The sequence below is a fragment of the Amycolatopsis sp. NPDC004625 genome, from assembly GCF_040609695.1.
Lineage (GTDB): Bacteria > Actinomycetota > Actinomycetes > Mycobacteriales > Pseudonocardiaceae > Amycolatopsis.
This window is the reverse complement of sequence record NZ_JBEXKX010000079.1, coordinates 1-14,685: the sequence shown is the minus strand read 5'-3', so window position 1 is coordinate 14,685 and position 14,685 is coordinate 1. Positions and strand designations below refer to the sequence as shown.

The window sequence follows — 14,685 nt, the reverse complement described above, 5'->3', positions numbered from 1 at the left end:
CTTTCAGCCCTTGGCCAACCCCTCGAGCAGTGCCGCCGAGAACTCCTTCGGCTTTTCGATGTGCGGGCTGTGCCCGGTGTCGGCGATGACCACCTCGCGGTAGTCGCCGCCTGCCGCGGCGTACCGGTCGAGGACCGCTCTGGTCTGGGTGACCATCGGCTGCGCCGGGTGGGTGGCCTCGCCCGGCCAGCCGGGGACCGCGCCGAGCCGGCCGAGGTGGGTGAGGTCGAACATCGACGTGTCGGACACGATCTGGTCGTCCGCTCCCCGGATCCAGAGGATCGGGGGCTTGCGCTCGAGCGCGTCGAGGTCGTCGAGGCGGAAACGACCGGGCGCCATGGTGTTGAGCACGCCGCGGGTGCCCGGGGCGACGCCCGGCCACGCGTCGGTCGTGGTGGAGTCGCCGGGGTAGTGGTCGTCGCCGACCCGGGTGGTGAGCATCGACTCGACGAGGTCGTCGAGGCGGGCGGGGTGGAACGGCGGCTTGACGTAGAAGGCCAGCAGCACCTGCCGGGGGGAGAACGGCGACTCGTCCGAGGTGTCGCCGGCCTTGAGGCGGGCGACGAAGTCCGGGTTGGCGCCGCCGCCACCCGAGCCGGCGCCCGCCGGGTCGACCAGCTCGCCGTCCGCGCCCTTGGTGCCGCCGAAGCCGTAGGGCGAGACCGGGTTGACCAGTGTCACGGTGCGTGCGAGTTCGGGGTGCTCGCGCAGCAGCTGCAGGACCACGCCGCCGCCCATGCTCCAGCCGACCAGGTGGGCGGCGCCGACGTCCAGCGCGGCCAGCGTGGCGGCCACGTCGTCGGCGTAGTCGCGCACCCCCCGCGTCGCGTCCACCGGCAACGGATCGGTGCCGCCGAATCCGCGCAGGTCCACCGCGATCGGGCGGTACCGCGGCGGCAGGTCGAGCATCGGCTCCTGCCAGAAGGCCGAGGACGAGACGTTGCCGTGGACGAACACGACCGGTTCGCCGTGCTCCCGGCCGGCCACCTCCAGCACGTGCACGGTCAGCCGATCGGTCGGCACCTTCGCCGAGGTGATTCCGTCGAGGAGTGTGGTCACGGTCGTCCCTTTCACGCCAGCCAGCTCGTCACCTGGGACATCGACGCCGACGCCCAGCCCAGCTGCAGGTGGTTCACCGAACCGGCCAGCGCGGTCGCGGCGAGGTGGCCGATGCCCGTGCTGTCCAACGCGCTGGACACGAACACGATGCCGTCGCTCGGGCCCCGGTTTTCGTTGAACACGCCGACGATGCTCGGCGAGCCGCCGGCCAGCAGGTACACCGAGACGCTCGCCGGGGTGCCGGCGGACTGGATGGCGGAGATCATCGACCCGGCGTCGATCGCGGCCTGGATGCCCGTCCCGTCGGTGTAGAACCCCTGGCCGCCGTAGTAGGTCGTGTACCAGTCCTGCTGCGAGCCGTCCACGCCGAACGCGCCGTCGAAGCGGGCCAGCATCTGCCGCTGCCCGGGGTAGGTGTCCCAGCCGGCGGTGGGGGTGATCGACAGTTCCGGGTGGTAGGTGTACGCGCCGTAGCAGGTCATCCTCGTGTGCGGGCTCGGCGCGTTGATGTTGACGCCGCACTCCGGCCAGATCGACAGGTCGTGCGCGTATCCGTGCGCGAACGGGTAGTCGTAGCCACCGTTCGGGCCGCCGAGGGTGATCAGCTTGCGCACGTCGCCGGCGTAGGCCCGGCCCCACGGGGGCTTCACCGAGGACACGTACATCCGGGTGGACAGCTCGCCCTTGCTCCAGCCGACCAGATCGACCTGGCCCACGCCCAGCCGTGACTTGATCAGCGCGATCGCGTCACCGACCTGCTGTGCCTGCTGGCGGTTCTCGCCCTGCTTGTGCGCGAAGCCGATGGCGAACACCCGGTACCCGCGCGAGCTGAGGTACTGCATCAGCCCGGTCGACGGGCACGTCGCCGAACCGCACCCGAAGCCGCCGGACTCGTTCGGATTGGCCCAGGCGCGGTCGGGGTTGTCGTTGGCCCCGTGGACCAGCAGGACCGGCGTGGTCTTCGCGCCGGTCGACCAGCCGGGTGCGGAGTACAGCAGGAACCGCGACGAGGACGGCTGCGCGACGCCGCCGAAGAAGGTCAGGCGCTGGCCGTCCTGGTTGCCCCGTCCGTCCGGCGGGTACTGCTCGTCGGCGAATCCCGGTGTGGTGTCGCGATAGCGCTCCACCTTGGCCCACCCGTTGGCGACGGTGCCGAACGTCGCCTCGTTGGTCAGGTAGGTGGGAGCGGCCTCGGCGACCGGCGGTGCCGGCGCGGCGACCACCGCACCGACGACGATGGCGGCCGCGGCCACCAGGCTGAGCAGGCGCACGACGGGCTCCTCACGACACTGGGGGAACTCCGCAATGATCGGCCGCCGGGTGAGCCGGGGCAATGTGCGCCGGCCACGTCCCGCGCGTCTCCGACATGGTTGTGGGCACCACATCGAGGTCGCGGGTCGCCGAAGAGGCTCTGTCTCTGCGGGCCCGCGGCGGGAGACGCGCTGTTCGCCACGCACCCGCCGGTACGCGTCCTCCGCGGTGACAGCGGGTGAACGAACCGGTGTTGACGGCGTGCCCGGCGGCGCGGATCGTGGACCCGTGGCGACACGCATGGGAGCGCGGTTCACCGGAGACCTGGCCGAGCTGCGGTACGAACCGGTGGCCAAGCGGGTACGGGCGGTCGCGAGTGGACGGACGTTCGCCGACTCGCGGCGGGCCGTGCTGGTCTGGGAACCGAAACGAGTGGTGCCGTCGTACGCCTTCGCCCTGTCGGACCTCCGGGCGACGCCGGGTCCGTCGGACGACGCTCCGGCGGCGGAGAACCCGGTGCAGCTGGCCGAGGGGGGTCCGCCGGTCCTCGATCCGCGGACCGCGTTCGCCGTGCACACCTGCCCGGGCCGGCCGCAGACCCTGGCCGTGGACGGCGTGACCCTGCCGGGTGCGGGCTTCCGGCCCGACGATCCCGACCTGGGGGAGTACGTCATCTTCGACTTCGCCGCCTTCGACGAGTGGCTCGAGGAGGCCGAACCGATCGTCGGCCACCCGCGTGACCCGTTCTCGCGCATCGACATCCGGCGCAGCGACAGCCGGGTGCAGGTCGAGGTCGACGGCGTGGTGGTGGCCGACTCGGCCCGGCCTTGCCTGCTGTTCGAGACGGGCATCACCCCTCGCTACTACCTGCCGCGCGAAGACGTCCGGATGGACCTGCTCACGCCGTCGGACACGCGCACCACGTGCGCCTACAAGGGACACGCGACCTACTGGTCGGTGGGCGCGCACGGTGACCTCGCCTGGACCTACGACGAGCCGCTGTCCGACGCGCGGGAGGTCGCCGGGTACATCGCCTTCCTCACCGAACGCGTCGACGTCGTCCTGGACGGCGAGCGGTTGGCGCGGCCGGTCACGCCGTGGTCGTAGCACCCAGCCGGCCGGCTCCTCACCGTGTCAAGGCGCCGCGGCGGGGACGGCGTGTTGTCCAGGCCAGCAGCGCCGCGCTGACGTAGGCCGCCGTCATGGTGATGCCCATCGAGACCGGCCCCGGGCCGTTCAGGGACACCAGGGGGCCGACCACCGGGCCGACCGCGAAAGCCGACATCCCCAGCAGGGCCGCTGCCGCGCCGGCGCGGGGGCCGTGGTCGGTCATCGCCAGGGCCGAACCGGTGGGCTGGGTTGCGCCGGTGGTGAACAAGAGGGCCGCCAGGGGGATCAGCACGCCCGGCAGGCCCGCGCCGAGGAGGGTGGCCGACAGCATGGCCGCTGCGGTCAGGGCCGTCGCCGTGGTGGCGATCAGGTACATCCGGGCCGGTCCCAGGCGGTGCACGGCCGCGCGGTTCAGCTGCGCGCCGAGGATGGACATGGCCGCGTTGGCCGCGAAACACAGGCTGAAGACGCGGGCGGACAGCGAATAGCCGTCCTGCAGGACGAAGCTCACCGACGTCAGGTACGTGAAGAACCCGGCGCCGCCGCACGCGCTGATGAGCAGGTAGCGGACGAACAGGCGGTCGCGCAGCAGCACGCCGAACTCGCTCGGGCGGCCCCGGGAGCCGGGTGACAGCGTCTCCGGCAGGAAAACCAGCGCCAGGAGGAACAGCGTCACGCCGATGCCGGCGAGGACGACGAAGATGCCCCGCCAGCCGATCCACGGGTCGAGCTGGCCGCCCGCCACCGGGGCCACGATCGGGGCGAGCGCGCCGACCGTGGTGAGCACGGCCAGCAGCCGGACCAGCTCGACCCCGGACGCGACGTCGCGGGCGATCGCCAGGGACAGCACGATCCCCGCCGAGCCGCACAGGCCCTGCAGCAGCCGGGCCGCCAGCAGCACCTCGATCGACGGCGCCGCCGCGCAGACCAGCGACAGCACCGCGAACAGCGCGGTGCCGGCCAGCAGCGGGCGGCGGCGGCCGAAGCGGTCGCTGAGCGGACCGGCCACCAGCTGGCCGAACGCCAGGCCGAGCATGCAGATCGACATCGTCGCCTGGGCGAGGCTCGTCGACGTGTGCAGGTCGGCCGCCAGGCGGGGGAGGGCGGGCAGGTAGAGGTCCATCGAGATCGGCCCGAAGACCTCCAGCAGCCCGAGGACCACCGCCAGCCGGCGCCGGTTCACGAGAGGAGCCGCCGCAGCCAGGACAGCCGGGCCGCGACGGCGGCGCGCGAGACCTCCGCGCCGGGGGAGAAGCCGGCGAACGCGTGGTAGCCGCCGTTCCAGACGTGCAGTTCGGCCGGCCCGCCGGTGGCCCAGATCCGCAGGGCGTACTCGGTCGCCTCGTCGCGGAACACCTCCGCCGCACCGACGTCGATGTAGGCCGGCGGCAGGTTCGAGACGTCTTTCGCCCGCGCCGGGACCGCGTACGGCGACGCCTCCCCGGTGCCGCGCAGCGGGCCGAGCAGGGCGTCCCAGCCGGTGTCGTTGTTGTGACGGTCCCAGGCGCCGATGCCGTCGTACTGCCGGGCCGACGGCGTCGCGTTCCGGTCGTCGAGCATCGGGCACAGCAGCACCTGCCCGAGCAGGTGCGGGCCGCCGCGGTCGCGGGCCAGCAGCGCGACGCCGGCGGACAGGCCGCCACCCGCGCTGGCGCCGGTCACGACGATCCGGGCCGGGTCGGCGCCCAGCTCGGCCGCGTGCTCCGCCAGCCACACCAGGCCCGCGTAGCAGTCCTCGACCGCGGCCGGGGCGGGGTGCTCCGGCGCCAGCCGGTACTCCACCGAGACGCCGACCGCGCCGAACCGCAGCACGTCGTCGACCAGCCCGTCGACGCCGAAGAACCGGTTGCCGAGGATCATCCCGCCGCCGTGGAGGGCGTAGAACGCGGGCGCCCCGGTGACGCCGCCGCGGGGCCGGATGATCGTCAGCACGACGTCCGGCGCTCCCGGCGGCCCGGGGACCGTGCGCTCCTCGACGTCGACGGGCCGGTCCCCGACCTGCTGCTCCAGCGAGGGGACGATGGTGGCGAAGCGGGCCCGGTTCTCGAGGATCGTGTCCGCGCGCAGCGGGATCCGTTCGACCAGGTCGAGGAACGCGGCCAGGCCCGGCTCGAGTTCCGGGTCGTAGGGGACCGGCTTCACCGCGCGATCCCCAGGACCCGGCGCAGCCACGAGCCGCGCGTGGCCAGCGCGTCCGCGGTGACCGGCCACCCGGGCGCGTAGATGTCGAACCCGTGGCATGCGCCGCTCCAGACGTGCAGCTCGGCTTGCCCGCCGGTCGCCCAGATCCGCAGCGCGTACCGGACGTCTTCGTCGCGGAACGGCTCGGCGCTGCCGACCTCGACGAACGCGGGCGGCAGCCCGGACAGGTCGGTGGCGCGGGCCGGGGCCGCGTAGGGCGAGACCGCGTCCGTGCCGGCGGCGTCGCCGAGCAGCGACCGCCAGCCGGCCTCGTTCGCCTCCGTCGTCCACGTGCCGAGCCCGCGGTACTGGCGGCTCGCGACGGTGGTGTTCGTGTCGTCGATCATCGGGCACAGCAGCAGCTGCCCGGCCAGGTGCGGGCCGCCGCGGTCGCGGGCCAGCAGCGCGACGCCCGCGGACAGGCCGCCGCCGGCGCTGCCGCCCATGACGACGACCCGCTCGGGATCGATGCCCAGCTCGGCCGCGTGCTCGACCGTCCACACGAGACCGGCGTAGCAGTCCTCGACCGGCGCCGGGTGCGGGTGCTCGGGCGCGAGCCGGTACTCGACGTTGACCGCCACCACGCCCAGCTCCAGGACCAGCGCGAGCAGCCGGGGCGTGTCCATCGCGCGGCAGCCGACCATCATCCCGCCGCCGTGGATGTTGTACAGCGCGGGCACCGGCCCGGTCCGCTCGCGCGGCGACAGGATGGTGACGGTGAGGTAGGGGGCGCCCTCGGGACCCGGGATGGTCCGCTCTTCGACGTCGACGGGCGCGTCGCCGACGACCTCGGCGGCCGGCGGGAACTGCGCGGCCATGGCCCGGCGCAGCTCCGGGATCGTCTCGGGGGTGAAGGGCGGGGCATCCGGCTGGGTCACCTGGGCCAGCACCGGGAGCAGCGCCGGGTCGAAGGGGACAGGGGGCACGGTGTTCTTCTCGGCCATGGTCACGGGCCTTCCGGGTCGACGATTCCGCGGTCGGCCCAGAACGGCTCGACCAGGGCACGCAGCTCTTCGGCACCGAGCCGTTCGACCAGCTCGACGGCGGCCAGGTTGTCCTCGACCTGGGCCGTGGTGCTCGTGCCGACCAGCGTGGTGACGTTCGCGGGGTGGGTCAGGGTGAAGGCGACGGCCAGCCGCGCGGCGCTGGTGCCGAGCTTCTCGGCGGTCGCGACGAAGTCGGCGGCCGTGCGGCTGATGGCTTCGCGGACACTGCCGGGGTCACGGCCGATCTCGCGGGTCAGCTCGGTGCGCCCGGCGAGGATGCCGCCTTCGAGCACATCGGACGCCTGCATGGCGAACCCGTCGGCGAACAGCCGGGCGAACGGCTCACCGTCCGGAATGGACCGCCGGGCGACGCTGTACTTCAGCTGCGCGATCTGCGGCCCGTCCACCCCGCGGGCGGCGGCGATCTCCCGCAGTCGCCGGATGTTGGCCGCCGACCAGTTGTTGACGCCCCACGCGCGGATCAGGCCGGCGCGGGTCAGCCCGGCGAGGTCGTCGACCAGGTCCTCGAGCGCGACGTCGTCGCGCCGCAGGTCGCCGAGGATCACCAGGTCGGCCTGGTCGAACCCGCCGCGGAAGAAAGCGTTCTCCAGCTGGGGGCGGAAACCGTCGTCGCCGAACGCCTCGATCCACAGCTTGGCCGAGACGAGGTACTCCTCGCGCGGGATCCCGGACGCGCGCATGACCGCGCCCCAGAGCACGTCGGTGTACGCCGGCGGCATGCCGGGCCCGCCGTAGACGCCGACGTCGAACAGGTTCACGCCCGCCGACACCGCGGCGCGGACCATCGCGACGGCGTCGGGGAAGTGGATCCGGTCGTAGATGTGCCACGAGCCGAGGGAAAGCGCGGAAACCTCCACTTCGGACGAACCGATGCGGCGGCGGGGCAGGGTGGGCACGAAGACCTCCTCCGGGATCAGGGAAGACGGGGGTCGATGACGGCTTTGACTTCGTCGAGCCGGTGCATGGCGGCGATCCGCTCGGACGCCGACGACAACCCGGACGGCGTGCCGAACAGCTTGTCCCACGGCATCCGGCCGGCGAAGGTGCGGAAGAACGAGATCGCCTCGTGGTAGTCGGCGATGTCGCCGTTGAGCGAGCCGACGACGGTGAGTTCCTTGCCCATCACCGCGCCCAGCGGCACCGGGACTTCGGCGGGCCCGGTGCTGCCGACGACCACGACCGTGCCTCGCTGCGCGGCCATCGCCACGGCTTCGCGGCCCACCGAAGGGGCACCGGCGAAGTCGAGGACGAGGTCGCCGCCGTGGCCGCCGGTGAGGTCCCGGACCCGCTCGGCGATCTCTTCGGAGCCGGTGTCGCCGACGTCCACGGTGGCGTCCGCGCCGAACTCCGCGGCCAGGGCGAGCCGGGACGCGGGCGCGCCGACCGTGAGCACCGTGCCGGCGCCGGAGATCCGGGCGACGGCGGTGGCGAACAGGCCCAGCGCGCCGGAACCCTGGACGACGACGGTCGACCCCGGACGCACCCCGCCCGCACGCCCGTAGGCCCGCAGCACCGTCTTGGCCGCGCAGCCCGCCATGGCCGCCCACGTGTCCGGGACTTCGTCCGGCAACAGCAGTTTCGCCGCGTTCGGGACGACGTAGGCGTACTCGCTCAGCCCGGCCGTGGCGTAGGGCGGGACGTCCGAACGCTGGAGGAACCCGTAGCCCCGCCGGGAACACGCGACCGGCTGGCGCAGCACCGTGCAGCCGTGGCACTCGCCGCACGTCGACTCCGACCAGCCGATCCGGGCACCCACCGGGATTTCGCGGCCGAGCGCGTCCCGCGTGGACTCGCCGACGGCGACGACCTCGCCGGCCATTTCGTGGCCCAGCACCATCGGCAGCATGCCCGGGAAGGACATCTTGCCCGACCAGAGCTCCACGTCGGTGCCGCAGAGCGTGGCGCACGAGAGGCGCACCAGCGCGGCGCCGGGTTCAAGCTCGGCGGGCAGCGGGAGTTCGGTCAGGCGCAACGGCTCGCCGTGCCCGGTCAGCACCGCCGCGCGGGTGGAGGTGGGGATGCTCATCGCGCTCCTTCCGGCGCAGCCGTAGGAGATCGGCCGCGTGATGGGTTAGTCTACGGTCGTTGACGAAAATGTCGAGACCTCACACGAACTTCGGGGAGCGCCTGTGCCGACACCTGTCGCCGATCTGGTCCTGCGGGGCGGTGCCGTCCACACCTTCGCCGGCCCCGGCGGCGCGACCGCGCTGGCCGTCCGGGCGGGCCGGGTCCTGTGCGCGGGCACCGCCGCCGACGTCCGCCCGCTGACCGGCCCGCGCACCGAGGTGGTGGACCTGGCCGGCCGGGCGGTGCTGCCCGGCATCAACGACGCCCACCTGCACGCCACCTGGCTCGGCGCCCTGTGGCCGGACACCCTCTTCGGCGACCACGGCGCGCCCGGCCCGGGGCCGCAGCGCCCGCTGCGCACCGGTGCCGAACGCCGGGCCGCGATCCTGAAGGCCGGTGACCTGCTCGCCCGGCTCGGCATCACCAGCTACACCGAGCCCGGCCTCGGCCCCGGCGAGGACGCGGGCAGCACCGGCGCGTTCGGGACGTCCGTCGTCGAGGAGTACCGGGCGCTGGCGGCGGAGGGTCTGCTTCGGGCGCGCGTCACGGCGTTGTGGCTCTACGGCGAGCTGGACGGCCCGAGCACGGTCGAGGACTACCGGGCCGGCCTGGCCGCGCTGGACGCGCACAGCCCCGACGAGCGGGTGCTGCGGTTCGCCGGGGTGAAGATCTTCGCCGACGGCATCCCGCCGATGCGCTCGGCCTACACCCACCGCTGCTACGCCGACGGCAGCCGGGCACAGCTGCTGGTGCACGGCGAGAGCGACGCCGACCGCGAGGCCAACCTGACCGCCATGGTCCTCGCCGCCCACCGCGCCGGGCTGCAGGTCGGCGTGCACGCGACCGGCGACCGCGCGGTCGACCTGGTCCTGGACGCGGTGGCGCAGGCCCGCGCCGAACACGATGCCGACCTGCGTCACTACGTCATCCACGGTGACCTGGTGAGCCCGGCGCAGCTGACGCGGATGGCCCGGCTGGGGGTCGGGCTGTCCGCGCAGGCCGGGATCGCCGTCCGGACCGTCGGCGCGGTGGACGCGGCGCTCGGGACGGGCCACGCCGAGCAGGCGTGGCCCCTGCGGGCGGCGCTGGACGCGGGTATCCCGCTGTGCTTGACGTCGGACGCCCCGGTCCTGGCCCCGGACTGGCGGCGCGAGATCGCGGCGGCCGACACCTGGATGGGCCCGGCGGCCGACCCGCGCGAGCGGATGGCCGCGCTGCTGCGCTGCTACACCGTGCACGCCGCCCGCCAGGACGGCGCCGAGACGTGGAAGGGCACCCTGGCCGAAGGCATGGTGGCCGACCTCTGCGTGCTGTCCGCGGACCCGCTGACCCTGACCCCGGCGGAGCTGCCGGACGTCGAGGTGGACCTGACGGTGCTCGGGGGACGGGTGGTGCACGAGCGGTGACCGGGGTGGCCGCCGCCGGGGCGGCCACCCCCGGCCGGTCAGGTGAGCAGCTGGCCGCCGTCGACGGGCACGCTCGTGCCCGTCAGGTGGGCGGCCCGCTCGCTCGCCAGGAACACCACCAGCCCGGCCACGTCCTCGACGGAAGCCAGGCGCCGCAACGGGATCCGGCTCAGCCAGGCTTCGCGGGCCGGGGAACCTTCCGGCATGCCCGCCGCCAGCATCGGCGTGAGCACCGGGCCGGGGGCGACGGCGTTGACGCGGATGCCGTGCGGGGCCAGCTCGACCGCCGCCCAGCGGGTCAGCGCGTCCACGGCCGCCTTGCTGCTTTCGTAGCCGCCCATGCCCGGGGTCGGCTGGCGGCCACCGATCGAGGACAGGTTCACGATCACCCCGGGCCGGCCGTCGGCGACCAGCTGCCGCGCCACCTGCTGGGTCACCAGGAAGGTGCCGTGGACGTTCGTGCGCAGGATGTCGAGCATGGCGTCGCCGGGCAGGTCCAGCAGCGTGCCGTGCACGCTGAGCAGGCCCGCGTTGTTGACCAGGACGTCGACGGGACCGGCTTCGCCGAGTGCGCGGGCGATGGAGTCCTCGTCGGTGATGTCGGCTTCGACTCCCCGCACGCCCAGCTCCGCGGCCGCCTCACCGGCGCCGCGGACGTCGGCGAGCACGACGTCGTCGCCTTCGTCGCGGAACGCCGCGGCGATGGCGCGGCCGATCCCGCCCGCCCCTCCGGTCACCAGCACGGTACGGGGAGTGCTCATCAGGGATTCCTTTCGCGGAGCGGACTTTATAGTATACAAACGTAGAAAATAAACCATCGGCGCGCGGGAGGAAACAGTGCGACGACGTCAACTCGGTGACCGGGCGGTCCCGGTCCTGTCGCTGGGCTCGTGGAACACCTGGGACCGGATGGAGTTCGGCGAGGCGGTGACCATGATCGCCCGCGCGGCCGAGCTCGGCTGCGCGTTCTTCGACGTCGCCCACTACGACCTGGGCCCGCACGCCGAGAACGCCCGCACCGACCTGATCTTCGGCGAGGCAGTGCGCGAGGCGGGGCTGGCCCGCGAAGACTGGCTCTACTGCGGGAAACTCTGGCTCTGGGACTACCCGCGCACCGGGTTCGGATCACAGCTGGACACCGCGCTGGAGCGGGTCGGGACCGATCACGCCGACTTCGTCGTGGTCGGAGACTACTTCGGCGAGCTCGACGTCGAACGCGTGGTCGCCGACGTCGCCGAGCAGATCGACGCCGGCCGGTTCACCGCCTGGGGCGTCAACAACTGGCGGTTCGCGGACGTGCGCGCGGCGATCGACGTCGCGCGTCGCCGTGGTCTGGTGCCGCCGTCCTTCGCCCAGCTGAAGTACAGCCTGGTGCGCCGGGCGATGGCCGAAGGCGAGTACTACGCGCCCCTGTTCGCCTCGGGGGAGCTGGCGCTGCAGGCGTCGGACATCTTCGAAGGCGGCCTGCTGGTCGGTAATTTGCGGCCGCAGCGCAAGATCGGGGCGGATGTCGGCGGCATCCGGGAGCGGATCGTCGGCGCGTGGCCCGCGGTGCGGCGGGCGGCCGGCGAGCTCGGCGTGTCCCCGGCGCAGCTCGGCATCGCCTTCTGCCTGGCGAACCCGGCGACGGCGAACGTGCTCGTCGGGGCGTCCCGGTTGGCGCAGCTCGAGGAAAACGCCGCCGCCGTCGAGCTGGCGGACACCCTCGGCGCGGAGCGGATCCGCGCGCTCACCGAAGAATTCTCCCTCGATCGCGAAGTTGCGGCCGACGGGAGCTGGTGACGGCGGCGGTTTGTGTCTACAGTCGTAGAAACTTCCCGCCCTCCCGAGAGGAGTTCCCCGATGACCGCCCCCGTCCCGGACCGCATCGTCGACATCGCGATCGGCTACATGGGAGCCAAGCAGTTGTTCGCCGCGTCGCGGATCGGGTTGTTCCCGGCGCTGGCCGACGGTCCCCGGACGGCCGGCGAGCTGGCCGGCGTCACCGGCGTCAGCCCCCGCCTGGCCCGGATCCTCGCCGACGCGATGAACGCGCTCGGGCTGCTCGACCGCGAACACGGCCGGTACCGCCTGGCCGCCGACGCCCAGGCGTACCTGAGCGGCCGGGGAACCACCGATCTGACGCCGTTCGTCCAGTTCCTCAACGAAATCAGCTACGGGCACTGGCTGCAGTTCGACACCGCGGTGGACTCGGGCGAGCCCGGCGACCTGCGGATGGACGACGGGCGCTGGGCCACGTTCATGGGCGGGGTGATGCGGTACAACGCGCTGCACGCCGCCATGCTGGCCGGGGCGTTCGACTTCACGCCCTACCGCTCGCTGCTCGACCTCGGTGGCCTTTCGCCCGAGTTCTCGCTCGGTGCGTTGCGCGCCAACGCGGATCTGGCGGTGCGGTTCGTCTTCGCGCCGGACTTCACCGAAGGTGTCACCAATGCCGTGAAGTCAGCCGGCTTCGACGACCGCGTGCGCGTCGAGCCGGCCGAAACCGCAACGGCCGCTCCCGGCGGCGAGCATGACCTCGTCCTGCTCAACCACGTGGTCCACCGGTTCACGGCCGAGCAGAACCGGGCGATCGTGGCGAACGCCCGCGCCGCCGCCGCGCCGGGCGCGACCCTGCTGCTGCTCGACTTCTTCCTCGACGACGACGAGCGGCAGCGGCCCATCGACGCGCTGCACGCGGGGGAGTACTTCGTCATCGACGGCACGGTGGTCTATCCCGAGGCCGAGGTGCGCGGCTGGCTGGCGGACGCCGGCTGGCGGGTGCGGGAAGTCCTGGCCCTGCCGGGAAGCCCGCGCGTGCTCGTTGCCGAAGCGGTCTGACCCGAAAGTGTGCCACGCCGTGGCGGCGGCCCGTTGATTTTATAGCCGACAGTCGTAGACTAACCCGGTCGAGGGTGAGCCCGGTCTCACCCGCACGCCGGGCGTACCCGAAAGTAGGACTCAATGACGAGGACACGGAGAGCGGCGTTCGCCGCGGCGGTGGCGCTGGTGGCCGCCGCGGTGGCCGGGTGCACCGGATCCGGTGGGGCCACCGCGTCCGGGGCCGGCGGCACCGACGAGCTGAAGGCGGGGGTGTTCCTGGACGTCACGTCCTGGGACCCGGCCAACGCCGACATCGGCTTCGACGGGCCGTACCTCTCGGCCGTGTACGACCCGCTGGTCGCGCTGGACAAGGACGCCAAGCCGGTTCCCGCGCTGGCCACCTCCTGGGACTGGACGCCCGACCGCAGGACGCTGACCCTGCACCTGCGCCCGGGCGTCACCTTCGACGACGGGCAGAAGTTCGACGCCGCCGCCGCGGTCGCGAACCTGAAGCACCTCAAGTCCGGCGTCCGGTCCGGGCAGGCGTACCTCAACGTCGCGAGCATCGATGCCAAGGGCACCGACACGGTCGAGCTGCACCTGTCCAAACGCGACGACGCGCTGCTGTACTTCATGGGGCTCGGCCGCAGCTGGATGGCCTCGCCCGCGGCCATCCAGGCGAACACGCTGGCGAACGGCCCGGCCGGCTCGGGGCCCTACACCTACGACAAGGCGCAGTCGACCCCGCAGTCCCAGTACGTGTTCACCAAGAAGCCGAACCACTGGGACACCGCGACCTACCCGTTCCCGACCGTGCGGCTGTTCCCGATCACCGACCAGACCGCGGCGTTCAACGCGATGCTCTCGGGCCAGCTCAACGTCCAGTTCGCCAACGCGGTCAACCTGCCCAAGGCCCAGCAGAACGGCTGGAACGTCGCGAAGAAGGCGGCCTCGTGGGTCGGTGTGCAGTTCGCCGACCGCACCGGCGCGCAGGTCAAGGCGCTCGGCGACCCGCGCGTCCGGCAGGCGATCAGCCACGCCTTCGACGCCGCGGGCATCCTCAAGGCGGTCGGCAACGACGCCGGAACGGTCACCGACCAGCTGTTCCCGGTCGGCAGCGCGACCTACGACGAGGGCCTCAACGGCAAGTACCAGACGGACCTCGCCCAGGCCAAGCAGTTGCTGGCCGACGCGGGCTACCCGGGCGGCTTCCCGGTGAAGATGCCGATGTCGCCGATCTTCCAGGCGTGGCAGCCGGCCGCCAACCAGACGTTCGGCCAGCTCGGCATCAAGGTCGAGTGGCAGGACATGGCGATGGCCGACTACCAGAAGAACGCGCCGACCTACCCGATGTTCCTCGCCGTCATCGCCATGGACGGCAACGACATGGCCACGCTCACCGACCAGGTCACCTCGTCGCAGTGGTACAACCCCCAGCCGTCGGTCGAGGCATTCCCCGACGTCAAGGCGCTCGTCGACCAGGCCGAGCAGGCCGAACCGGGGCCGGCGCAGACCGCCCTGCTCAAGCAGCTCAACTCGAAGCTCGTGGACCTCGCCTGGTGGGACGTCTGGTACCAGGCCGACAACCTCTACTACAGCGTCAAGGGCATCACGGTGACCCCGGTCACCGGCATGATGTTCCCGACCCTGCGGTTCATCCAGCGCGGCTGACGCGCCCGTCCCGCGGCGGGGGGGGGGGCCCCCCCCCCCCCCCCCCCCCCCCCCGGCCGCAAATAGGGGAATTGTGGTGAAAACCCCGGGGGGGGGGGGGCGGCGGCGCCGGGTGGTGCCCCGCCGGGGCA

General features: G+C 72.9%; 13 protein-coding genes. 5 read left to right on the top strand and 8 right to left on the bottom strand.

The genetic code is table 11. The features are described from left to right. Positions 1–3 precede the first annotated feature (3 nt). Positions 4–1,059 carry an alpha/beta hydrolase gene (locus tag ABZW17_RS43910; protein ID WP_354828054.1) on the bottom strand — a complete coding sequence of 352 codons (1,056 nt, stop codon included), beginning with the start codon at positions 1,057–1,059 and terminating at the stop codon, positions 4–6. An 11-nt stretch (positions 1,060–1,070) separates the two neighbouring features. Further along, positions 1,071–2,330: a lipase gene (locus tag ABZW17_RS43905; RefSeq protein WP_354828051.1), complete on the bottom strand. Its 1,260-nt coding sequence runs from the start codon at positions 2,328–2,330 to the stop codon at positions 1,071–1,073. 268 nt (positions 2,331–2,598) lie between these two features. Between ABZW17_RS43905 and ABZW17_RS43900 the strand changes: the two genes are divergently transcribed. Further along, positions 2,599–3,417: a DUF427 domain-containing protein gene (locus ABZW17_RS43900; RefSeq protein ID WP_354828048.1), complete on the top strand. Its 819-nt coding sequence runs from the start codon at positions 2,599–2,601 to the stop codon at positions 3,415–3,417. A 19-nt stretch (positions 3,418–3,436) separates the two neighbouring features. Here the strand turns inward: ABZW17_RS43900 and ABZW17_RS43895 are convergent, their stop codons facing one another. The 5 genes from ABZW17_RS43895 to ABZW17_RS43875 are packed head-to-tail and all read right to left on the bottom strand — an operon-like array spanning position 3,437 to position 8,634. Further along, on the bottom strand, positions 3,437–4,603 hold the full coding sequence (locus ABZW17_RS43895; protein WP_354828045.1) for a multidrug effflux MFS transporter: 1,167 nt from the start codon (positions 4,601–4,603) through the stop codon (positions 3,437–3,439). Beyond that, positions 4,600–5,562, bottom strand: a complete 963-nt coding sequence (locus ABZW17_RS43890) for an alpha/beta hydrolase (RefSeq protein WP_354828043.1) — start codon at positions 5,560–5,562, stop codon at positions 4,600–4,602. The genes ABZW17_RS43895 and ABZW17_RS43890 overlap by 4 nt, the downstream gene beginning before the upstream one ends. Further along, on the bottom strand, positions 5,559–6,545 hold the full coding sequence (locus ABZW17_RS43885) for an alpha/beta hydrolase (protein WP_354828040.1): 987 nt from the start codon (positions 6,543–6,545) through the stop codon (positions 5,559–5,561). Before ABZW17_RS43885 ends, ABZW17_RS43890 begins: the two co-directional genes overlap by 4 nt. Positions 6,546–6,547: 2 nt before the next feature. Then, the gene (locus tag ABZW17_RS43880; RefSeq protein ID WP_354828037.1) at positions 6,548–7,504 is read right to left on the bottom strand and encodes an aldo/keto reductase; all 957 of its coding nucleotides are present in this window, start codon (positions 7,502–7,504) and stop codon (positions 6,548–6,550) included. A 17-nt stretch (positions 7,505–7,521) separates the two neighbouring features. Next, positions 7,522–8,634: a zinc-binding dehydrogenase gene (locus ABZW17_RS43875; protein WP_354828035.1), complete on the bottom strand. Its 1,113-nt coding sequence runs from the start codon at positions 8,632–8,634 to the stop codon at positions 7,522–7,524. Positions 8,635–8,737: 103 nt separating this feature from the next. Between ABZW17_RS43875 and ABZW17_RS43870 the strand changes: the two genes are divergently transcribed. Beyond that, positions 8,738–10,081, top strand: a complete 1,344-nt coding sequence (locus tag ABZW17_RS43870) for an amidohydrolase family protein (RefSeq protein WP_354828032.1) — start codon at positions 8,738–8,740, stop codon at positions 10,079–10,081. A gap of 38 nt (positions 10,082–10,119) precedes the next feature. On the opposite strand, the gene ABZW17_RS43865 is transcribed toward ABZW17_RS43870, so the two are convergent. Then, positions 10,120–10,842, bottom strand: a complete 723-nt coding sequence (locus ABZW17_RS43865; protein WP_354828029.1) for an SDR family oxidoreductase — start codon at positions 10,840–10,842, stop codon at positions 10,120–10,122. Positions 10,843–10,918: 76 nt separating this feature from the next. On the opposite strand from ABZW17_RS43865, the gene ABZW17_RS43860 reads away from it, so the two are divergent. From ABZW17_RS43860 to ABZW17_RS43850, 3 genes are all read left to right on the top strand, one after another. Continuing rightward, the gene (locus ABZW17_RS43860; protein ID WP_354828027.1) at positions 10,919–11,863 is read left to right on the top strand and encodes an aldo/keto reductase; all 945 of its coding nucleotides are present in this window, start codon (positions 10,919–10,921) and stop codon (positions 11,861–11,863) included. Positions 11,864–11,923: 60 nt separating this feature from the next. Beyond that, positions 11,924–12,901, top strand: a complete 978-nt coding sequence (locus tag ABZW17_RS43855) for a methyltransferase dimerization domain-containing protein (protein ID WP_354828024.1) — start codon at positions 11,924–11,926, stop codon at positions 12,899–12,901. Positions 12,902–13,024: 123 nt separating this feature from the next. Further along, a complete protein-coding gene (locus ABZW17_RS43850; RefSeq protein ID WP_354828022.1) occupies positions 13,025–14,554 on the top strand; it encodes an ABC transporter substrate-binding protein in 1,530 nt (509 codons plus the stop codon). Positions 14,555–14,685: the final 131 nt, after the last annotated feature.